21 protein-coding genes are annotated in these 19,546 nt (G+C 55.9%); 5 read left to right on the top strand and 16 right to left on the bottom strand.

What is annotated here, in order from left to right; genetic code table 11:
* Positions 1 to 74: 74 nt before the first annotated feature.
* The 5 genes from MID00_RS16845 to tadA all read right to left on the bottom strand — a co-directional run bounded on the left by MID00_RS16845 (position 75) and on the right by tadA (position 4,562).
* A complete protein-coding gene (locus MID00_RS16845; protein ID WP_254499154.1) occupies positions 75 to 536 on the bottom strand; it encodes a peroxiredoxin in 462 nt (153 codons plus the stop codon).
* 208 nt (positions 537 to 744) lie between these two features.
* Positions 745 to 1,341 carry a YigZ family protein gene (locus tag MID00_RS16840; RefSeq protein WP_203145786.1) on the bottom strand — a complete coding sequence of 199 codons (597 nt, stop codon included), beginning with the start codon at positions 1,339 to 1,341 and terminating at the stop codon, positions 745 to 747.
* Between the two features lie 8 nt (positions 1,342 to 1,349).
* A complete protein-coding gene (locus tag MID00_RS16835; protein ID WP_035271819.1) occupies positions 1,350 to 2,948 on the bottom strand; it encodes an ABC-F family ATPase in 1,599 nt (532 codons plus the stop codon).
* A 63-nt stretch (positions 2,949 to 3,011) separates the two neighbouring features.
* The gene (locus MID00_RS16830) at positions 3,012 to 3,974 is read right to left on the bottom strand and encodes an LD-carboxypeptidase (RefSeq protein ID WP_060185160.1); all 963 of its coding nucleotides are present in this window, start codon (positions 3,972 to 3,974) and stop codon (positions 3,012 to 3,014) included.
* 39 nt (positions 3,975 to 4,013) lie between these two features.
* Positions 4,014 to 4,562 (bottom strand): tRNA adenosine(34) deaminase TadA, encoded by a 549-nt coding sequence (gene tadA, locus MID00_RS16825; RefSeq protein WP_051359103.1) that lies wholly within the window; start codon positions 4,560 to 4,562, stop codon positions 4,014 to 4,016.
* A gap of 61 nt (positions 4,563 to 4,623) precedes the next feature.
* Between tadA and MID00_RS16820 the strand changes: the two genes are divergently transcribed.
* On the top strand, positions 4,624 to 5,568 hold the full coding sequence (locus MID00_RS16820) for an ABC transporter ATP-binding protein (protein ID WP_009462116.1): 945 nt from the start codon (positions 4,624 to 4,626) through the stop codon (positions 5,566 to 5,568).
* Complete coding sequence (locus MID00_RS16815) at positions 5,565 to 6,326, top strand: ABC transporter permease (protein ID WP_254499153.1); 762 nt, start codon at positions 5,565 to 5,567, stop codon at positions 6,324 to 6,326. Before MID00_RS16820 ends, MID00_RS16815 begins: the two co-directional genes overlap by 4 nt.
* Positions 6,327 to 6,416: 90 nt before the next feature.
* Here the strand turns inward: MID00_RS16815 and MID00_RS16810 are convergent, their stop codons facing one another.
* The 3 genes from MID00_RS16810 to MID00_RS16800 all read right to left on the bottom strand — a co-directional run bounded on the left by MID00_RS16810 (position 6,417) and on the right by MID00_RS16800 (position 9,196).
* A complete protein-coding gene (locus MID00_RS16810) occupies positions 6,417 to 6,914 on the bottom strand; it encodes a GNAT family N-acetyltransferase (protein ID WP_026483352.1) in 498 nt (165 codons plus the stop codon).
* A 69-nt stretch (positions 6,915 to 6,983) separates the two neighbouring features.
* Complete coding sequence (locus MID00_RS16805; protein ID WP_009462123.1) at positions 6,984 to 7,469, bottom strand: YajQ family cyclic di-GMP-binding protein; 486 nt, start codon at positions 7,467 to 7,469, stop codon at positions 6,984 to 6,986.
* A gap of 74 nt (positions 7,470 to 7,543) precedes the next feature.
* Positions 7,544 to 9,196 (bottom strand): acyl-CoA synthetase, encoded by a 1,653-nt coding sequence (locus MID00_RS16800; RefSeq protein ID WP_009462125.1) that lies wholly within the window; start codon positions 9,194 to 9,196, stop codon positions 7,544 to 7,546.
* Positions 9,197 to 9,395: 199 nt separating this feature from the next.
* On the opposite strand from MID00_RS16800, the gene crcB reads away from it, so the two are divergent.
* Positions 9,396 to 9,782 (top strand): fluoride efflux transporter CrcB, encoded by a 387-nt coding sequence (crcB, locus tag MID00_RS16795; protein ID WP_009462127.1) that lies wholly within the window; start codon positions 9,396 to 9,398, stop codon positions 9,780 to 9,782.
* Positions 9,779 to 10,531: a glutamine amidotransferase gene (locus MID00_RS16790; protein WP_009462129.1), complete on the top strand. Its 753-nt coding sequence runs from the start codon at positions 9,779 to 9,781 to the stop codon at positions 10,529 to 10,531. The genes crcB and MID00_RS16790 overlap by 4 nt, the downstream gene beginning before the upstream one ends.
* Here the strand turns inward: MID00_RS16790 and MID00_RS16785 are convergent.
* A complete protein-coding gene (locus MID00_RS16785; RefSeq protein ID WP_035271826.1) occupies positions 10,480 to 11,307 on the bottom strand; it encodes a helix-turn-helix domain-containing protein in 828 nt (275 codons plus the stop codon). The two genes, MID00_RS16790 and MID00_RS16785, sit on opposite strands and share 52 nt — an antisense overlap.
* 85 nt (positions 11,308 to 11,392) lie before the next feature.
* On the opposite strand from MID00_RS16785, the gene MID00_RS16780 reads away from it, so the two are divergent.
* Positions 11,393 to 12,397, top strand: a complete 1,005-nt coding sequence (locus MID00_RS16780) for a bile acid:sodium symporter family protein (RefSeq protein WP_009462133.1) — start codon at positions 11,393 to 11,395, stop codon at positions 12,395 to 12,397.
* Between the two features lie 91 nt (positions 12,398 to 12,488).
* On the opposite strand, the gene MID00_RS16775 is transcribed toward MID00_RS16780, so the two are convergent.
* The 7 genes from MID00_RS16775 to MID00_RS16745 all read right to left on the bottom strand — a co-directional run bounded on the left by MID00_RS16775 (position 12,489) and on the right by MID00_RS16745 (position 19,546).
* Positions 12,489 to 12,971 carry a hypothetical protein gene (locus MID00_RS16775; RefSeq protein ID WP_022983149.1) on the bottom strand — a complete coding sequence of 161 codons (483 nt, stop codon included), beginning with the start codon at positions 12,969 to 12,971 and terminating at the stop codon, positions 12,489 to 12,491.
* A gap of 227 nt (positions 12,972 to 13,198) precedes the next feature.
* Positions 13,199 to 14,014 carry a TlpA disulfide reductase family protein gene (locus MID00_RS16770; RefSeq protein ID WP_009462137.1) on the bottom strand — a complete coding sequence of 272 codons (816 nt, stop codon included), beginning with the start codon at positions 14,012 to 14,014 and terminating at the stop codon, positions 13,199 to 13,201.
* Positions 14,015 to 14,111: 97 nt separating this feature from the next.
* Positions 14,112 to 14,774 (bottom strand): phosphoribosylanthranilate isomerase, encoded by a 663-nt coding sequence (locus MID00_RS16765; protein ID WP_009462139.1) that lies wholly within the window; start codon positions 14,772 to 14,774, stop codon positions 14,112 to 14,114.
* A 59-nt stretch (positions 14,775 to 14,833) separates the two neighbouring features.
* Positions 14,834 to 16,507 carry a TRAP transporter large permease subunit gene (locus tag MID00_RS16760; protein ID WP_021446531.1) on the bottom strand — a complete coding sequence of 558 codons (1,674 nt, stop codon included), beginning with the start codon at positions 16,505 to 16,507 and terminating at the stop codon, positions 14,834 to 14,836.
* A gap of 2 nt (positions 16,508 to 16,509) precedes the next feature.
* Entirely contained in the window at positions 16,510 to 17,127 is a 618-nt protein-coding gene (locus MID00_RS16755; RefSeq protein ID WP_009462141.1) for a TRAP transporter small permease subunit, read from the bottom strand.
* Positions 17,128 to 17,311: 184 nt separating this feature from the next.
* The gene (gene truA / locus MID00_RS16750) at positions 17,312 to 18,127 is read right to left on the bottom strand and encodes a tRNA pseudouridine(38-40) synthase TruA (protein ID WP_137430292.1); all 816 of its coding nucleotides are present in this window, start codon (positions 18,125 to 18,127) and stop codon (positions 17,312 to 17,314) included.
* A gap of 12 nt (positions 18,128 to 18,139) precedes the next feature.
* Entirely contained in the window at positions 18,140 to 19,546 is a 1,407-nt protein-coding gene (locus MID00_RS16745) for a FimV family protein (protein ID WP_254499152.1), read from the bottom strand.

Raw genomic sequence — 19,546 nt, 5'->3', positions numbered from 1 at the left:
AAAACCTAGTAGGTACAGGTCGGCCCGCAAGAGGAAGAATCCTGCTTGTCCGCCACCCCCTCTTTCTTGTCTGCTTACACCGGGCGGCGAGCAATCAGTTGGCCGACAAACGCACCCAGACGCAGATCGTCCAGATGGCCCAATTCCTTCAGAGCCAGATTGCCATCACGGTCAAAAATAATGGTAGATGGTGTCCCGCCCAGGCCCCACTCCTTCATGGTGCGCGGCAAGGGGCCGCTGTCTGAAGGCTGATCAATGGCGATGGGGAAATTCAAGCGGTACTCATGGGCAAACGCCTGCAAAGCTGCAGGGCCCATCACGTCGTGATGCTCGAACACGCTATGCAGGCCTATGATGCGCAGATCATCGCGCGAGAACAGCGTATCCAGTTTCTTGGCTTGCGGCAGGCTGTTGATGACACAACCAGGGCAAAGCATCTGAAAGGCCGAGACCACCACCACGCGGCCACGCAAGGACGCCAAGCTTAATGGAGCGGTCGTATTGAGCCACTGGCTGGCATGGATCTCGTAGGACATGGCTTACACCCACAATGCTGACTAAACCCGATCATACCCGCAGGCTGGATACAGACTTAGAAGGAATCAGAGGTATTTAGTATGGCCACTGCCTGGACGGTGCAGAGGGATAATCGTCTGGAGAAGATACCTTTTCGTCCAGAAAGCTCAATCAAGGCGGATGGCGACCAGAGGTCCATTGCAGACCTTGGGCAGAACCGAGGATGACTTAGGCTTGCTCCAGGGGTTCACATTCCCCCTGACCACGCGTCATATTGATAAAGGACTGTTGAAAATCAGCTTTATGCTCGAGCGGCAGATTCAACAGCCACTGCACACCTTCAGCATCGAATTGCTCGTCCTGAACCTGAACGCCAAAGCTGTCGAAACGGGATTGAACCAAAGCCAGATCGGCAAAGGAGCAACGGCAGCGCAAAGCCGCCATGGGAATAAGCTCCTGCTTGTCAGCAAGACGCAAACATTGAGCGGCCACGCCGCCATAGGCGCGCACCAGGCCACCCGTACCCAGCTTGACGCCCCCAAACCAACGTATCACCAGTACCGCAACACGGTCGCAATCCTGGCCTTCTATGGCTTGCAAAATGGGACGCCCGGCCGTGCCGCCGGGTTCGCCATCATCGTTAAAGCGGTATTCCGACCCGATCTTGTAGGCCCAGCAATTATGCGTGGCATCGGGCACACCCTTGGCCTGGAAAAAAGCCAAAGCCTGGCTGGCACTGTCTACAGGCGCAGCCAGTGCCAGAAAACGGCTTTTTTTGATGTCCTGCTCAAAGCTGGTGGGCTCACGCAGGGTAAAGACGGCCACCCCTAGCCTCAGTCCTGCTCGCGGCTGGCCAGGTAGTCTTCGTAGCCACCGCGGTAATCCACCAGACGGCCTTCAGGCATCACTTCGATAATGCGGGTTGCCACGCCGGAGACGAACTCGCGGTCATGGGACACGAAGATCAGAGTACCTTCAAACTTTTCCATGGCCATCTGCAAGGACTCGATCGATTCCATATCCAGGTGGTTGGTCGGTTCGTCCAGGAGCATGACGTTGTGACGACCCAGCATCAGACGCGAGAAAGTCATGCGGTTTTTCTCGCCACCCGACAGCACTTTCACGGGCTTGATGATGTCATCGGCCGAGAACAACATGCGGCCCAGCACCGAGCGCAAAGACTGATCGTCGTCGCCGGCCTGACGGAACTGGCTGATCCAGTCAAACACATTGTCTTCGGTATCGAACTCGTCCGAGACGTCCTGAGCCATATAGCCGATATCAGCGTTCTCGGACCAGACCACCGAGCCGCTGTCAGGAGTCAGATCACCGGCCAGCAAACGCAGCAAAGTCGTCTTACCCACACCGTTCGCACCCACAATCGCAATTTTCTCGCCCGCTTCAATCATGGCCGAGAAGTTCTTGATGATGGGATGATCGTAGGACTTGCTCAAGCCCTCGACCGTCACGGCCAGGCGGTGCAGAACTTTTTTCTGTTCAAAACGAATAAACGGGTTTTGACGCGAAGAAGGCTTCACTTCGATGGTCTCTGCCTTCAGGCGACCAATCTGTTTCAGGCGCGAGGTAGCCTGACGGGACTTGGACTTGTTGGCGGCAAAACGGCGCACAAAGTCCTGCAGCTCGCCAATACGCTCTTTGGCCTTGGAGTTGGCCGCCAGCACACGTTCGCGCGACTGCACCGACGCCAGCATGTAGTCGTCGTAGTTGCCGGGGTAGACACGCAGCTCGCCGTAATCCAGGTCAGCCATGTGAGTGCAGACCTGATTCAGGAAGTGACGATCGTGACTAATGATGATCATGGTGCTCTGGTAGCTGTTGAGCACATCTTCCAGCCAACGGATGGTGTTGATATCCAGGTTGTTGGTCGGCTCGTCCAGCAGCAGGACATCCGGGTTGGAGAACAGGGCCTGTGCCAACAGCACACGCAGTTTCCAGCCCGGAGCCACTTCGCTCATGGGCAACTGATGCTGTTCGACCGGAATTTCCAGACCCATCAGCAATTCACCGGCACGGCTCTCGGCGGTATAACCGTCGTACTCGGCAAAACGGGCCTCCAGTTCGGCGGCCTTCATATAGTCTTCTTCGGTGGCCTCTGGATTGTCGTAGATGGCGTCACGCTCTTGCATGGTGCTCCACATTTCTGTGTGGCCCATCAGCACCACGTCCAGCACACGTTTGTCTTCGTAGGCAAACTGGTCCTGACGCAGCTTGCCCAGGCGCACGCCCGGATCCAGCGATACATTACCCCCGCTTGGCTCCAGGTCGCCGCCAATGATTTTCATGAAGGTAGACTTGCCCGACCCGTTGGCACCAATCAGGCCATAGCGGTTGCCTCCGCCCAGTTTGACACTGACGTTTTCAAATAAAGGCTTGGCACCAAACTGGATCGTTAAATTAGCGGTGGAGATCACGTAAACGTACTTTGAAAAAGGTTGAGTTCAACCCAGTAGTGTATCAAGCAGGCGCGAAATCCGTTAGTGTTCGTGCTCATCCAGAACCAGATAAGCCATGCCGTCCTCGGTAGCCAGGCCCACTTCCTTGCCAATAGGCAGGCTGACCTTGACGTCCACATGTCCATAAGGCAGGCCCGTTACGACCGGGACTTTGACGGTTTCACGCAACCAGCGCACCACCGAATCCATATCAAAGCCATTATCCGAAGCGCCTGTCTTGTAAGCCGTAAAACGGCCCAATACCACCGCCATCTGACGATTGAGCACGCCGGCATGCCAGAGCTGCGTCAACATGCGCTCGACTCGGTACGGTGCTTCACCCACGTCTTCCAGGAACAAGATACCGCCGTTGATATTGGGGAAGTACGGCGTGCCCAGCAAGGAGCAAACCAGGGCCAGATTGCCGCCCCACAGAACACCGTGACCATCGACGGCATCCGAACCCTCGGACTCAAAGCTGAACAGCTCCAGCTCGCCACGCATCAATTCGCCAAACAGTTCGGTCGTCAATTCATCGGTTTCATCGCCACCAAAGTCTGCAATGGCGGTGGGGCCGGTGTAGCTGATGGCGCCAGTTTGCGCCAGCAAGGCCAGATTGAAGGCCGTGAAATCCGACATGCCGACAAAACGCTTGCCACTGTCGGCTACCGCGCGCCAGTCGATCTGGCCCAGGATGCGGCTTAAACCGTAGCCACCGCGTGTCGCCATCACAATGGGCTGAGGCTGTTGCAAGGAACGCTGTACCGCAGCCAGACGCTGAGCGTCCGTGCCGGCAAAGCGTTCATCCACCGCCAGGGCATCCGCGTCTATGTCCACGGCAAAGCCCAGTTGGTTCAGGCGCTGGCTTGCCAGCTCCAGGCGTTTGGGTTCAAGGATCTGGCCAGAGGGCGAAAACAGGTAAATGCCCGAACTGTCCTGCTGCCCACAATGGCACTGGCCATGTTCGTGGTGATGGTGATGATGGTCGTGCTCGGGGCTGCTCATGATTAACCTTGAAAATAAAGTGCTGACATTTTAGCGAGACTACTGGGCGCCATCCAGCGGCGATTGGACTGTTTGAGCCTGCTTTTGCAACTTCTTTTGTTCGCGTCGTTCGCGGAAAAAATCCCGCAAGGCCTGGGCCGCCTCTTCGGACATCAAACCACCCGAGACACGGGTGTGGTGATTCAGAGTGGGATGCAAATGCAAGGACTCCACACTGCCACACACTCCGGTCTTCGGATCGGCTGCGGCCCACACCACCCGCGACAGACGCGCATGCAACAAGGCCCCCAAGCACATCATGCAAGGCTCAAGAGTCACAAACAGACTGGCTCCGGGCAAACGGTAATTGCCAACTTTACGCGTCGCGGCGCGCAAGGCCACGATCTCGGCATGCTGGGTGGGATCGTGATCACAAACCGTGCGATTGGAGCCCACAGACAGCAGCCTGCCGTCCGCATCCAATAGTACGGCACCTACGGGCACCTCGCCGATGCTGGCCGCCAGTTGAGCCTGCTCCAAGGCTAAAGCCATAGCCTGAGCATCACTCAAAACGTCACTCTCTGTTGGCGGTGGTAAGCTAGTTGGCATCGTCAAATCCATTGCGTTATTCAAACCCTGTCGGCACAGCAAAAGGGTCATTTTACTGTCTATGCAGAACACTCCTGATTCTCACGCTATTTTGCGTGTTCGAGGCCTGAGCAAACAATACGCAAACGGGCATCAAGCCCTGCACGCTTTGGACCTGGATATTTGGCGGGGCGAGATTTTTGCCCTGCTCGGCTCCAACGGCGCAGGCAAAACCACCTTGATCAGTATTATCTGCGGGCTGGTCAATCGCAGCAGCGGCACCGTTCTGGTAGATGGCGCAGACAATGTCGCCGACTACAAGCGCGCCCGCCAGAAAATTGGCCTGGTGCCGCAAGAGCTAAGCGCCGATTCCTTCGAAACAGTCTGGAATACCGTCAGCTTCAGCCGTGGCCTGTTTGGCAAAGCCCCCAATCCGGCCCTGATCGAACAGATTCTGAAGGACTTGTCGCTATGGGACAAGAAAGACAGCCCCTTGATTACGCTCTCGGGCGGCATGAAACGCCGCGTCCTGATCGCCAAGGCGCTTTCCCATGAACCGGAAATCCTGTTTCTGGATGAACCTACCGCCGGTGTGGACGTGGCCTTGCGCCAAGGTATGTGGGCCTTGGTGAAACGGCTGCGCAGCCAGGGGGTCACCATTATTCTGACCACCCACTACATCGAAGAAGCCCAGGAGATGGCCGACCGCATCGGCTTCATCAATAAAGGTTCACTGCAACTGGTGGAAACCAAAGACAATCTGATGCGCCGCCTGGGCGGTAAAACCCTGAGCCTGAATCTGGCCGAGCCGATCAGCGCCCTGCCCGCTGCGCTGGAAACGCTGGGACTGCAAAGCACTGCCGACGGCATGAGCCTGCTCTACCCCTTGACCAACCGCGAACAAGGTCATGACTTGAGCAATTTGCTGGCGGCAGTTGGGCAAGCGGGGCTGACCATTACCGACATCCATACCCGCGAGCGCAGTCTGGAAGATATTTACGTTGAGTTTGTAGGGGCACAGTCATGAACTGGTACGCCATCCTGGCCATTTATCGCTACGAAATGTCTCGCACCCGACGCACCCTGCTGCAAAGCATCGTAGCCCCCGTGATTTCCACCGCCTTGTATTTTGTGGTGTTTGGCGCTGCCATTGGCCATCGTATCAATGAAATCGGCGGCGTGCCCTATGGCGCGTTTATCGTGCCTGGGCTGACCATGCTGTCGGTGTTGACCCATAGCGTCTCCAACGCCGCCTTCGGAATTTACTTTCCGCGCTTTACGCGCAATATCTACGAGATTCTGTCTGCGCCCATTTCACACTTCGAGGTGACCTTGGCCTTTGTGGGCGCAGCAGCCACCAAGTCACTGTTTCTGGCGGCTATCATCCTGATCACGGCGCGGCTATTTGTGCCTTACGAAATTGCCCACCCTATCTGGATGCTGTGCTTTCTGGCCTTAACCGCCCTGACCTTCAGTCTATTGGGTTTCATTATCGGTATCTGGGCCGACAACTTTGAAAAGCTGCAATTCGTGCCCATGCTGATTCTGACGCCACTGACCTTTTTGGGCGGCACCTTCTATTCCATCGACATGCTGCCCGAGTTCTGGCAAAAACTGACCTTGCTGAACCCGGTGCTGTACCTGATCAGCGGCTTTCGCTGGAGTTTCTTTGATCTGGCCGATGTGAGTGTGTGGCTGAGCCTGGGCATGACACTGCTGTTTTTAAGTGTGTTTCTTGCCGTGGCGGGCTGGATTTTCAAAACGGGCTATCGATTGCGCCCGTAAATAAAAAAGGCCGGGAATATTTCCCGGCCTTTTTTGGGAACTCGAACAGGACACGCAGTCGCTAAATACTGAACGTCCCCTCAGAACAGTTCAATCGGGATGCACAGCGCAATCCATAAAACTGGCTTGCTCTCCATACTGACGCAGCTTTGCTTCCAGCACGGGTGCAGGCACCCCTTCAATCGGCTTGTAGCCCAGACGCTGCCAATAAGCCACGGCAGGCCCCAAGGACACCAGACTGCAGCGACGCAAGCCACGCTGCCAGGCATAGCGGCGACCGGCTTGCAACAAAGCTCCGGCCACCCCACGGCCTTGCGCGCGACGCATCACGGCGCAGTCGTGAATAAACCATTGGTCTGCGGGCGAAGGCAGGCTATTCAACGCATCGCCCAGGGACGGCGGCAAAAGGCCCGCCCAAGGGTAGGACACCAAATAACCCTGCAGTTGATTGTCAGTATCACGTGCCACCCAGCAGCTATCCGGAGCCAGATCCAGACGGTTCTGATAGAAGCTGCGGTCTTCCAGAATATCCGCGTCGTACACATCCGCCTGGACTTCCAGCACCTGACCCAGATCGTGCACACGCATTAATTCAATTCGTACATTCATAGCTGATACACGGCGGCGTCACGTCGCCACCGTGCCGTTTCACTCGGTTTAGTCGCGGAAGTTATCGTACTGCAAAGGCAATTCCACATCGGTCTGTTTCAACAAAGCGATGGCAGCCTGCAAGTCGTCCCGTTTCTTGCCGGTTACACGCAGTTTTTCACCTTGAATCTGCGTCTCCACTTTCAGCTTGGCGTTCTTGATGGCGGCGATCAGTTTCTTGGACGTAGGTTGGTCCAGACCTTGACGCACTTTCACTTTCTGCCGCGCGCCGGCCACGTTTTCCAGAACCTTCTCGGTCTCCAGGCAGCGCACATCAATACCGCGGGCAGCAATACGGCCACGCAGAATCTGCATCATTTGCTCGAGCTGAAACACGCTGGGAGCCGATTGCAAAATGGTGTTCTCGTCTTCGAGTTCAAATTTGGCATCCGTACCTTTGAAGTCAAAACGGGTAGCCAGTTCGCGGCTGGCTTGTTCCACTGCATTACGCAGTTCGTGGGTGTTGACCTCGGATACAACGTCAAAAGATGGCATTCCTAACCGTCCTGTTCCTTAAGTGCAGACAGGCCGCATGAAGCGACCTGTGTGCTTTTTAGAAAACGCTGCTCTTAGTCCGAAGCGGCTTGCTTGGCCTGCTGACGCAGCGCGAATTTCTGTATTTTACCTGTTGCCGTTTTGGGCAACTCCATAAAACTGAAATGTCGCGGTATTTTAAAGCCAGCCAAGTACTGACGGCAATGCGCTCGCAGTTCTTCCACCGTCACTTCCGCACCGGGGCGTAGCTCCACATAAACGTGAGGCGCTTCACCCCAACGCTCGTCCGGCTGGGCTACAACGGCCGCCGCCTGCACGGCTGGATGGCGATACATGACGTCTTCAATCTCGATGGAAGAAATGTTCTCGCCCCCGGAAATGATGATGTCCTTGCTGCGGTCCTTGATGCGTACGTAGCCGTCCGGCTCGCACACGGCCAGGTCGCCGGTATGGAACCAGCCACCGCCCAGGGATTCCTGGGTGGCCTGCGCGTTCTTCAAATACCCCTTCATGGTGATATTGCCGCGGAACATGATCTCGCCCATAGTCTCGCCATCGGCAGGAACGGGCTCCATGGTTTGCGGATTCAAAACCTGTACGCCCCCTTGCAGGTGATAACGCACACCTTGACGGGCATTGCGCTGCGCACGTTCCTGGATATCCAGTTCACTCCAGGGTGCATGCTGCGCACAGACCGAGGCGGGGCCATAAGTTTCGGTCAGGCCGTAAACGTGGGTCAGCGCAAAGCCCATGCGCTCCATCCCTTCAATCATGGTGGCCGGAGGTGCAGCGCCTGCCACCATGGCCGACACGCCCTTGGGCAGGCGGGACTTCAGCGCTTCGTCGGAGTTGACCAGCAGGGAGTGCACAATCGGTGCACCACAGTAGTGGGTGACGCCGTAATCGACCATATTGTCGACCATGGCCTGGGCTTCCACCTTGCGCAAACAGACGTTCACACCAGCACGGGCCGCAATCACCCAGGGGAAAGTCCAACCATTGCAATGAAACATGGGCAGGGTCCACAGATAGACCGCGTGTTTGGGCATGTCCCATTCCAAGACATTGGACAAGGCCCCCAGATACGCGCCACGGTGGTGGTAGACCACGCCTTTGGGCTTGCCGGTGGTACCGCTGGTGTAGTTCAGGGCAATCGCATCCCACTCGTTGGCGGGCAATTGCCAGTCGTAATCCGGGTCACCACCGTCCACGAACTCTTCGTAGGTTTGCGAGCCGATACGTTCTGCGCCGGTGTCAAAATAATTGTCCACGACGTCGATGACCAGAATGGGCTCTTTGCTTTCGCGCAGGCTCAAGGCTTCTTTCATGACGGCGGCAAATTCGCTGTCCACCAGCACCGCACGCGCTTCGCCGTGATCCAGCATATAAGCGATGGTGCTGGCATCCAGACGGGTATTCAAGGTATTCAGTACGGCACCGCACATGGGCACACCAAAGTGTGCCTGAACCATGGGCGGAGTATTGGGCAACATCACGGCCACGGTATCGCCTTTGCCAACCCCAGCCTTGGACAGCGCACTGCCCAGCTGACGAGTACGGGCATACAGCTGCGACCAGCTCATCTTGATGCCGTTTTGGGCGGGCCCGTAAACCAGAGCCGGGTAGTCAGGGTAGACAAAAGCACTGCGCTCGATGAAATCCAGCGGCGACAAAACACGATAATTGGCGTCTGTCTGGGGCAAATCCTGATCGTAAATACTCACCACAAAGTCTCCAAAAAAGGGCGGGCTAACCGAAATTCACGGCGGTCCGTCTGATAATTGCGCTCTTACATTAGCTGGCTACGCGCCTTTGGGCAAGATCGCCTTTTTAGCTATAGAGGCGCATAATGACACGCTATCCTAGGTATATATCGCGACCGGCTGACTGCTCGCTGACAGTTTGCCCCCTACCTGAAGGCTCTTCATGCCCGTAGCCATGCTGTATATTGCCGCCGGTGGTGCCCTGGGCGCATTGGCGCGTTGGTTCCTGAGTCAGGCTTTGAATGCCCTGTTCCCCACCCTGCCCCCCGGTACTTTGCTGGCTAACTTGATTGGCGGCTATTTAATGGGTATCGCAATGGCCTATTTCAGCGGCTTGGGCCTGGGTCACGAAGGCTGGCGCATGTTCGTCATGACGGGCTTTCTGGGTGGCCTGACCACTTTTTCCACCTTTTCCGCCGAGATCATGACCTTGATGATGCAGCAGCGTTATCTGTGGGCCATGGGCGGCATTGCCATCCACGTTGCCGGTTCCCTGCTCATGCTGGGTCTGGGCATGGCCACGTGGAGCCTGTTTCGGGGGCAAGCATGATAGACGTCCATTTTCTTCAGGCCGGCTCCCCTCCTCCTGATGTCGAGCAGCGTTTTGGCAACCAGAATGCCTGGTTCAAACGCGCTTTGCAGCCCCTGGATGTCAATGTCCACACCTGGCGAGTCCATCAGGATGATGCCCTGCCAGCGCCGGACTGCCCCGACCCGGTGGTAATCAGTGGTTCCTGGAACATGGTCACCGACAAACTGGACTGGAGTGAAAACCTGGCCGCCTGGATTCGGGAACGCTATCAGACACAAATGCCTTTGCTGGGTATTTGCTACGGCCATCAGTTAATGGCCCACGCCTTGGGCGGGCGCGTGGATTACCACCCCAAGGGGGCCGAGGTCGGCTACCTGCCCATTCACTTGTCCGAGCAGGCCCACGAGCATGAACTGCTTGCCAATCTGCCCATGCAATTTCCTGCCCTGCTGACGCACCAACAAAGCGTATTGAGCTTGCCCGAGCATGTGGAAATACTGGGCAGCTCTGCGCATGATCCGCATCAAATATTGCGTTATGGCCCCGCGCAGTGGTCGATTCAGTTTCACCCTGAATTTTTTGCCGGCCTGCTACGTTACTGCGTGCTACGCAAGGCCGAATCCTGGCGAGCCCAAGGCATAGATCCCCAAACACTGGCAGACCCTATTCAGGACACGCCCGACGCCCATCGTCTGCTGTGCAATTTTGTACAGGCTTACTCGTCCAGCGGCCCTAATGGCCGACGGAAAAACTCGCCGGGCGTTTGACCCATCAAATCCCGAAAAGCCGCCACAAAGGCCGACATGCTTTCATAGCCACAAGCTAACGCAACATCAGTGACACGCTCTTGCCGCTCCAGCAAAGGCAAGGCACTCATGACGCGCAGTCGCTGACGCCAGACCCGGAACGTCAGCCCGGTCTGCTGACGAAACAGACGGCTCAGGGTTTTTTCTGACAAACCCTGTTGCTCTGCCAAATCCTGCAAACTCCAATCGCCCGAAGGCTGGGCCTGCAATTGTTCGCAGACCTGCAAAAGACGCGGGTCCGAAGGCCAAGGCAGAATCAGGCCACTTTCAGGCGCCGCCAGCAAACGATCCAGCAGGACTTGCACCAGACGCCCCTGCGCCCCCTCACGCTCGTACAGCACAGGCAAAAGGCTGAACTCGCGTATCAGTTCACGCAGCAAGCGGTCTACCACAACCACTCGACACACCGTAGGGGCCTCTGGCAAGGCGCTGACATCAATATAAAGACTACGAATCTGCGCATCAGGCGAGCTACGCACCCCATGTTCCACACCCGCAGGCACCCACACCGCCTGCTGAGGCGGCGCCATGAAACGCCCGCTGGCAGTACGCACTTCGATCACCCCCGTCAGCGCATAGGAAAACTGCACCCAGGGATGCCGGTGTGGGCGGGCAATGGCCTGATTGGGCAAGGTACGCTCCTGACCATATAAAGGCCTGGGTAGATAGCGCAACTGCTGCAAACTCTCCGGAATTCGCTCCGCAGGCATCAGAATGTCCGTTTGTCGATAATCCATATCCGTTTAGCGATAAACCCCCAAAAAGGTCTACGGTAAAGTGAGGCCTTTCATAACGCAAGCCTTTCAAGCCTCTAACAAACCCATGTTCTCTCAACTGCGACTGCTTTTTGACAACTTCACCCTGATCCTGATCGGCGTAGTGGCACTGGCAAGTTTCTTTCCCGCCTACGGCCAAGGTGCGGTGTTCTTTGACGTGATCACTGGCCTGGCGATTGCCCTGCTGTTTTTCATGCACGGGGCCAAGCTATCCCGCGAAGCCATCATTGCTGGGGCCACCCACTGGCGTTTGCACCTGCTGGTCTTTGGCTGCACCTTTGTCATGTTCCCCCTGCTGGGCCTGCTGTCCAAGCCCATCTTGCTGCCATTGCTGGGCATGCCCTTATTTGTGGGCATTCTGTACATGTGCGCCCTGCCCGGCACCGTGCAATCGGCCATTGCCTTTACCTCGATTGCTCGCGGTAACGTGCCTGCCGCGATTTGCAGCGCCTCGGCCTCCAGCCTGATCGGTATTGTGCTCACCCCCGTCTTGTTGAAACTGCTGCTTGATGCAGACGGTGGTTCGGCCACTTCGACCCTGGACGCCATCAAGAAGATCAGCCTGCAATTGTTGTTGCCTTTTGTGGTCGGCCACTTGATGCGCCCCCTGATTGGCAAATGGATGGATCGCAACCGTAAATGGCTGCGCAGCGTGGACCAGTCCTCCATCTTGCTGGTGGTCTACACCGCTTTCAGCGCCTCGGTGATTGGTGGCCTGTGGCAAACCGTACCGCCCAAGTCCCTGGCTATCCTGGCCGTAGTCTGCCTGGTCTTGCTGGCCATCATCCTGTTCCTGACCACCTGGCTGGCCCGCAAGCTGGGCTTCAATAAAGAAGACGAAATCACGATTGTCTTCGGTGGCTCCAAGAAAAGTCTGGCCACTGGCGTACCTATGGCCCAAGTGCTGTTTACTGGCGCCGCCATTGGCCCAGCCCTGCTGCCCATCATGATCTTCCACCAGATCCAGTTGATGGCTTGTGCATTCATTGCGAATAAGTATGCGCAACGGCCTGAGACTCCTGAGGAAGCGATCAGCTTGCAAAAGGCCTGATAGCACTCCATCGTCAGCAGCCCCCGACACGTGGGGCTTGCTTTGGAGACAGCGGCACAAAAAGAAACCGGCTTGATGCCGGTTTCTTTATTCATAGATTCGAGATGTAGACAAAGATATCGGTGCCGTCGTACTTGAACGAGCCATCGGGATTTTTTTGAGTGAGCACCTTGCGCAAATCGACCGGATGTAGCCAACCTGCTCCCAGCAAACCGCCATTGATCGCCCGAATTTCGGTCCCTCCAACCGCGACGGCAGCATGGAAGAACTCCATGCCCTTGACTCGACAAAAGCCAATGGCCTTGCCGCCAGGCAAGGAATTCCGACCATCCCACATTCTGCCTTCAGCAAACTTGAATACCGGCAGCCAGTTCTGCGCCGAAATGGAAGTCAGCTGATCAAAACTGATTTTCGCATTATATAAATAACGCATATAGGCAGCGGCGTCATAACACACACCTTTCATATAAGCCGTAATATCATCTGGCCCATGGATCAGGTGATTATCTGCATAGATAATTCTATCGGACGCTGAAAGCTTCGCCGTCTTCGTTCCTTTCTCTGTCAAATTCATGGCTAAACCCTTGTAAACAGATAAAAAACAAGGGCCTATAGTAGCAGTCGGATTCAGTTAAAAACCTGAAACCAAGCTTGATTATCGATTGAATTAACTAATTGAAAACAAGGCGACAGCCTAATTAGCATCTTTATATTATTTGAATAAAAACTTGTTTATTCAAAAAAATAAAAAACAGTCAAAAATAAAAAGAAAAAACCGGAATCAATAGCAGCAAAATATTTCTATTTCAGCTTATTGATCTTGTCGTTCAAGGTTGCAGCAGACAACTCCCCGGCTCGGACATCCACCAAACGTCCCTGCTCGTCCAAAAACAAGGTGGTAGGCAAGCCACGGCTGCGCACGGCCTGGCCCAGCTGCATTTGCGGGTCGCGCCACATATTATCCAGCTCCAGATTCTCGTCTATCAGGTACTTCTGGATCTCGGCCAGTTCCTCGCCCTGGTTCGCAAACACGATATTCACGTCGGACCGGGTGGATTGCACTTGCTTGAAGGCAGGCATTTCGCGGCGGCACGGAGGACACCAGCTGGCCCACAAGTTAACGACCGTGACCTTGCCTTTATACAAATCCAGATTTTCCGGCGCACTGACATCAAGCTGCATAGGGATCAAGTCTATCTCGGGCAATGGCATGGCGGTTTCCACTCCCCCTCGCCCTGTCGCGACCATGATTAGCGAAAATGCCGCAACACCAACGGCCAACCCTCCCGATACAGCAGGCAAAACGGCCTTGTCACGCAGCACGCGCCACAGCACATAGAACCAGCCTGCCGTCACGGCTGCCGGAATCATCAGACCGCCGTCGCGCAAATCCAGCCAGCTCAAGGGTTCGCTTTGATAGAACTGCCATTGCTGGATCAGAAAACCCAAACGACCGACCAGCACACCCAGAATCATCGCGCGCCACAGCACCGATTCGGCTCGGGTCTGCTTGCGTCTATCCAGCCAGGCGGCCAGAAACAGCCCCAGCAATGCCGCGACCATAAAAGCAAATAGAGACGTGGCAAAGGTAAAGGGACCGAGCTGTATGCTTTGCATAAACATAAATCCTGACAAGACCAAATAAAGATCGACCCGCCATAAGCGGGTCGGGGCAATAAGTACAGACAGCGTCGCTGCTAAAAGATTCCCTCAATCAGGAGGCGCTACTCAAAATCTGCATGAATTGGCCCATTTTCATTTTGCATTTGATGCCCGGTTCCAGCTCGACTCCACTGCTGACATCAATCGCATAGGGGCGATGCAAGGCGACTCGTTCGGCCACATTGTCGATACGCATGCCTCCGGCAAGGACCAGCGGCGGCAGCCCGTCATGGCCTTCCAGACACGCCTGCAGCCCCTGAATCAGCTCCGGATCAAAAGCCGTACCGGTGCCGCCATAGGCATCGTGATAACCATCCATCAACCAGGCACGGGCATCCTGATACTTCAAGCATTGTTCCAGCAGGCCATCCACTGTATCCAGACCAGGCGCACCGACTCGGAAAGCCTTGATATACGGATGCGCGTAGCGACGGCATTCTTCCGGGCTTTCTTCACCGTGAAATTGCAGCAAGTCCGGTTGCACCTGTTCCAGAATTTCCCGAACAAAGCTCTCGGACGCATTCACAAACAGGCTGACTGCCTGCACAAACGCCGGCACACGGGCGCGCAGGGCAACAGCCTGCTCCGTACTCAGCATACGGGCACTTTTCGGGTAAAAGACAAAACCCACCGCATCCGCGCCCAACTGCACGGCAGCATCAATATCCTGCGCTCGGGTAAAGCCACAAATCTTGACTCGGGTACGGCTGAACATCACACATCCTTGAATAAAAAACGGGGGCCAGATGCCCCCGTGTGAATCATGAAATAAGCTTATTGGAAACTGCTGGCCGCGTCATCCGTTCCAAATCCGTAGCTGTCAGAACCGTAAGTCGATTCCGTACCAAACTGGATTTGCGAATCCTCCAGCAGAACTTCGCCGTGCTTATAGTGCGTAACCAGTCCGGGGAAGACCAGTACCGTTGCCACCATCAACAACTGAATGATAATAAACGGTACCGAGCCCCAGTAAATATCCGTTGTGGCCACACGCTTGATGCGCTCGCCCGTCACCTTGTCGGTGTAGTCCTCTTTGGGGGCCACCGAACGCAGGAAGAACAGCGCAAAACCAAAGGGCGGGTGCATGAAGGAGGTCTGCATATTGACCGCCAGCAAGACACCGAACCAGATCAGGTCAATGCCCATCTTGTCGGCAATCGGCCCGAGCAGCGGCACAATAATGAAGGCCAGCTCAAAGAAGTCCAGGAAGAAAGCCAGCAGAAAGGTCAGGATACTGACGATAATCAGGAAGCCCCACTCGCCACCGGGCATGTCGATCAAGAGGTGTTCCACCCACAGATCGCCATTAATGCCACGGAAGCTCAGGCTAAAGACGGTCGAACCCACCAGAATGAAGACCACGAAGCAGGACAGGCGGGTCGTCGATTCCATGGCCTGACGCAGCAGCTTCCAGGACAGGCGGCCGCGAGATACCGCCATGATGATGGCACCGACCGCCCCCATCGCCCCACCCTCTGTGGGCGTTGCCACCCCAATAAAGATCGTACCCAGCACCAGGAAGATCAGGAACAGCGGGGGCACCATCACAAAGACCACACGTTCGGCGATCTTGGACAGCATTTTCAGCTTGAGCAGCTTGTTGATCAGCGCGATCACCCAGGCCGTTACGCCCCACAACAGCAGCAGCACGACAATGTGCTCGTCCATCGGGATATTGGGATGCGTGGCAAAGTAATGCTGCGAGCCGAAATACGCCACGGCCGAGGCCACAATCGTCAAGGCGATCAGCGAAGTCAAACCACGACTGCCGTTAGGCTCTACATACACACGGGCCTCGGGTGGCAAGGCGGGAGCCGACTTGGGCTTGATGTAAGACATCACCACAATGTACAGAATGTAGATCGCTACCAGCAGCAGACCCGGCAGCATGGCGCCACGGTACATATCACCGATGGAGCGGCCCAGTTGGTCAGCCAGAATGATCAGCACGATGGAGGGCGGGATGATTTGCGACAAGGTGCCTGAGGCGGCAATCACCCCGGTTGCCAGCTTGCGGTCATAGCCGTAGCGCAGCATGATGGGCAAGGAGATCAGGCCCATTGAGATGACGGAGGCCGACACCACACCCGTTGTAGCTGCCAGCATGGCACCGACCAGCACCACAGCAATTGCCAAACCACCACGCAAAGGCCCAAAGAGCTGGCCAATGGTATCGAGCAGATCCTCTGCCATGCCTGATCGCTCTAATATCAGGCCCATCAAGGTAAAGAAGGGAACCGCCAACAAGGTATCGTTCTCGACAATACCAAATACACGTTGAGGCAAGGCCTGGAACAAGGCCGGCTGCATCATGTCCAGTTCAATGGCAACCAGGCCGTACAAAATTCCGATTGCCGACAAGGTGAAGGTAACGGGAAAGCCCAATAGCAAAAATACGATCAAGTTAAAAAACATGATCGGAGCCAGATTATCAACGAGAAATTCCATTATTACTGGCCCTTGGAAACAGAGGTTGTCGCTTCATTTGCCTGGGCCATCTCGCGAATCTCCTGGGCAAGTTCTTCTTCTGCACTCAGTCCGCCATTCCTTAATAAAGGATTAGGACAGGCACCAAGCAAAAAGCCTATGCATTTGATCAGGTGGGATACCCCTGCCAACGCTAACAGAGCAAAGCCGACGGGAATCAGCAACTTGACCGGCCAACGTACCAGCCCCCCCGTATTGGAAGACTGCTCGTTAAGCACGTAGGACTGCTCAAAAAATGGAATCGAGAGCCAGAAAATCAGCAAGGTCGCGGGCAGGAGAAAAAAGATCACGCCGATAATATCGATCCAGATCTGAACGCGCGGCGGAAAACGTTCCGCCAGGGCATCCACCCGAACATGCTCGTTCACAAAGAAGGTATAACCAGCGGCCAGCAAGAAAATTGCACCGAACAAATACCACTGCAATTCCAGCCACTGATTGGAACTGACGCCGTAGACCTTGCGTACTACAGCGTTAATCGCACTGACCAACACCACGATCAGGGTCAGCCAAGTCACGGACTTACCAACGACCGTATTCAGACGGTCGATCAAACTAGACAATCGTAAGAAGAATTTCATGGCCTTGCTCAGGATATGGTCGCCTTCAGGATTCGCTTGTGGCTAATGCTCGAAGGTGGTCGGCCTTATACAGATAAGAATGTAAGAGAAGAAAATGGCTTCACATTTTATACGATTGAAGCATGTGAAGCCGGTTCGAATACCGGGGATAAACCCTTTAGAAACGGACTAAATCATGATTTTTTCAGGCCGTTTCACCAAAACGCAATCCACTTAACTCATAGAGCAAATCGTAGGGATTGCTGGCGGGAATATCGAACTGCTTGGGGTAATCCACCCCGGCCAGATACAGGCCACTGGCATCGAAAGTCGGGGCTGACAAGCGGCGATCGCGCTGTGCCAATAAATGCAGCACCCAATCAGGCGGCTGACGGCCTTGGCCGATATAAATCAGCATGCCCATCAGATTGCGGATCATGTGATGTAAAAAGGCATTGGCGCTGAAACGGAACAGGAAAAAGTCGCCCTGCTGTTCAATCCGAATCTGCGACATGGTGCGCACCGGACTGGCCGCCTGGCATTGCGAGGAACGAAACGCGCTGAAATCATGTTCGCCCACCAGGTGCTGGGCGGCCTCTTGCATCAGAGCCAGGTCCAAAGGACGAAACACCCAGGCCACTCGACCATGCAACAAGGGGGAACGCACCCGGTGCTGGCGCAGCAGATAAACGTAATGACGGCCTTGGGCCGAGAAGCGGGCATGAAAATCATCCGGCACTTCGCGTGCCCATTGCACGGATACAGAGTCCGGCAGCAAGGCATTCAAACCGCGTACCCACGACTCCAGGCTGCGCTCGGCAGCCGTGTCCAGATGAACGACTTGATTGAGGGCGTGAACGCCAGTGTCGGTGCGACCGGCGCAGATCGTAGAAACAGGCTGGGCCGTAAAACGGCCCAGTGCCTGCTCCAGAACATCTTGAACGGTGTTGCCACCGGCCTGACTTTGCCAACCCAGCCAGGATGTCCCTTCATAGCAGACACCCAGTGCGATACGTCTCATGGTGGCTTTGCCTTACTGACGTACAGGAGGCTCGTCCGAAGGCGGCTGGTCCAGATCCAGATTGATTTTTTCCAGCTTTTCCCGAACCATCGCTTCGCTGACAGGGGCGGGCGAATCGTCACCGTTGCGGTTCTCGCTATTCGCGCGTCGCAACACCCAGGTCACCAAAATAACGATGAGGGCCAGTACTACGGCCATCACGGCCAACATATGTTCTTGAATCCAGGACACGGTCTTTTTTGCCTTGTTAACTGCACCGGCCATCTTGCCCTGTTCGGGCTCGGACGGCACGGAAATCGCTCCTGCCACGGCGGCAGAAGAAGCGGCGCCTGAGGCGCCAGAAGAAGTACTACCAGTAGCAGCATCGCTGCCGGAGTCACCCAGACCCAGCTCCTGCGCTGAATCCAGGATCAGATCTTTAGCGGCCTCGCCTTGAGACTGCAAGGCACGGCCCAGGGTGGAGACATTCTCTTCCAGCTGCGAGACACGATCGCCGGTCTCGCGCAGCTCGTGCTGCATTTGCTGTTTGGCGTCACGGGCATCTGCCCCTGCCGACAATAGCAAACGATCCTGGCCTTGCACCTGAGCACCTGGCTCGCCGGAGCCTGTTTGTGCTACACCTTGAGACGCATCCGCCTGATCCTGCCCTGCTTGCGCAGCGGAGCGCAAGGCCTGAGCCTGGTCAACATAGAAGCGGCGAGCTTGGGCATCGTCAATGGACAACATGGCCGCCGCATCAGGAATCTGTAGCGTTTGGCCCGCCTTCAGGCGATGCATATTCTGGTCGATGAAGGCATTCGGGTTCTGCTTTTGAACCGCCATCATCCACTGATAAGAGCTGACACCATCCACCGCATGGCGGCGCGCCAGGGCATGCAAGGTATCACCCGATTTCACGCGTACCGCACTTTGGGTCTGCACACTGGATGCAGAGCTCGAAGCAGAAGCCTGCACGGATACCGGTGCCCGATACGCTGCCTGTGGCTGAGCCACTGCCTTCACGGCCACCGGGGCCGGAGCCAGTACGCTGACCTGATGCAGGAACTGCCCGCTATCACTTTGAATCTGCAAGAGCACATCGGCCACCGAGCCCGAGAACATCTGCTCGGAGGACAACCGAATGCGTCGTACTTGCCCCTGCCCATCCCGCTCGATCACGGCCTTCAAGGAGTCCAAGTCAACCGGAGGGGTCAAGCCCGCCTGTTGCCAGGCGGACAAGGGGGCAGGTGTCACCTTCAAGGACAGGCTTTCTTCAGGGCTGATCTGTCGAATGCCCACATCCAGCTTGAAAACCTGATTAGGAGCCGACACAAAACGACTATGACCGATTTCCAGGGCGGAAACCGGCGCAGCCGCCAGCATCCCGGCCAATAGCAGGGCCGAACCCAGCGTACGTACAGGATGCAGGCGGCCAGCCAT

This window comes from Alcaligenes sp. NLF5-7, assembly GCF_024266725.1.
Lineage (GTDB): Bacteria > Pseudomonadota > Gammaproteobacteria > Burkholderiales > Burkholderiaceae_B > Alcaligenes > Alcaligenes phenolicus.
Note: the sequence above shows the minus strand (reverse complement) of the source record. Positions and strands in the feature narration are given on the sequence as shown.

Bases quoted from the DNA above. Each gene is read 5' to 3' on its own strand.
- MID00_RS16770 (WP_009462137.1), bottom strand. From the start codon at position 14,014: ATGCAAAGCATACAGCTCGGTCCCTTTACCTTTGCCACGTCTCTATTT.
- MID00_RS16755 (WP_009462141.1), bottom strand. From the start codon at position 17,127: ATGAAATTCTTCTTACGATTGTCTAGTTTGATCGACCGTCTGAATACG.
- MID00_RS16790 (WP_009462129.1), top strand. From the start codon at position 9,779: ATGATAGACGTCCATTTTCTTCAGGCCGGCTCCCCTCCTCCTGATGTC.
- MID00_RS16780 (WP_009462133.1), top strand. From the start codon at position 11,393: ATGTTCTCTCAACTGCGACTGCTTTTTGACAACTTCACCCTGATCCTG.
- MID00_RS16760 (WP_021446531.1), bottom strand. From the start codon at position 16,507: ATGGAATTTCTCGTTGATAATCTGGCTCCGATCATGTTTTTTAACTTG.
- MID00_RS16775 (WP_022983149.1), bottom strand. From the start codon at position 12,971: ATGAATTTGACAGAGAAAGGAACGAAGACGGCGAAGCTTTCAGCGTCC.
- MID00_RS16765 (WP_009462139.1), bottom strand. From the start codon at position 14,774: ATGTTCAGCCGTACCCGAGTCAAGATTTGTGGCTTTACCCGAGCGCAG.
- tadA (WP_051359103.1), bottom strand. From the start codon at position 4,562: ATGCCAACTAGCTTACCACCGCCAACAGAGAGTGACGTTTTGAGTGAT.
- MID00_RS16805 (WP_009462123.1), bottom strand. From the start codon at position 7,469: ATGCCATCTTTTGACGTTGTATCCGAGGTCAACACCCACGAACTGCGT.
- crcB (WP_009462127.1), top strand. From the start codon at position 9,396: ATGCCCGTAGCCATGCTGTATATTGCCGCCGGTGGTGCCCTGGGCGCA.
- truA (WP_137430292.1), bottom strand. From the start codon at position 18,127: ATGAGACGTATCGCACTGGGTGTCTGCTATGAAGGGACATCCTGGCTG.
- MID00_RS16845 (WP_254499154.1), bottom strand. From the start codon at position 536: ATGTCCTACGAGATCCATGCCAGCCAGTGGCTCAATACGACCGCTCCA.
- MID00_RS16830 (WP_060185160.1), bottom strand. From the start codon at position 3,974: ATGAGCAGCCCCGAGCACGACCATCATCACCATCACCACGAACATGGC.
- MID00_RS16810 (WP_026483352.1), bottom strand. From the start codon at position 6,914: ATGCGTGTGCACGATCTGGGTCAGGTGCTGGAAGTCCAGGCGGATGTG.
- MID00_RS16745 (WP_254499152.1), bottom strand. From the start codon at position 19,546: ATGGCTGGCCGCCTGCATCCTGTACGTACGCTGGGTTCGGCCCTGCTA.
- MID00_RS16815 (WP_254499153.1), top strand. From the start codon at position 5,565: ATGAACTGGTACGCCATCCTGGCCATTTATCGCTACGAAATGTCTCGC.
- MID00_RS16820 (WP_009462116.1), top strand. From the start codon at position 4,624: ATGCAGAACACTCCTGATTCTCACGCTATTTTGCGTGTTCGAGGCCTG.
- MID00_RS16785 (WP_035271826.1), bottom strand. From the start codon at position 11,307: ATGGATTATCGACAAACGGACATTCTGATGCCTGCGGAGCGAATTCCG.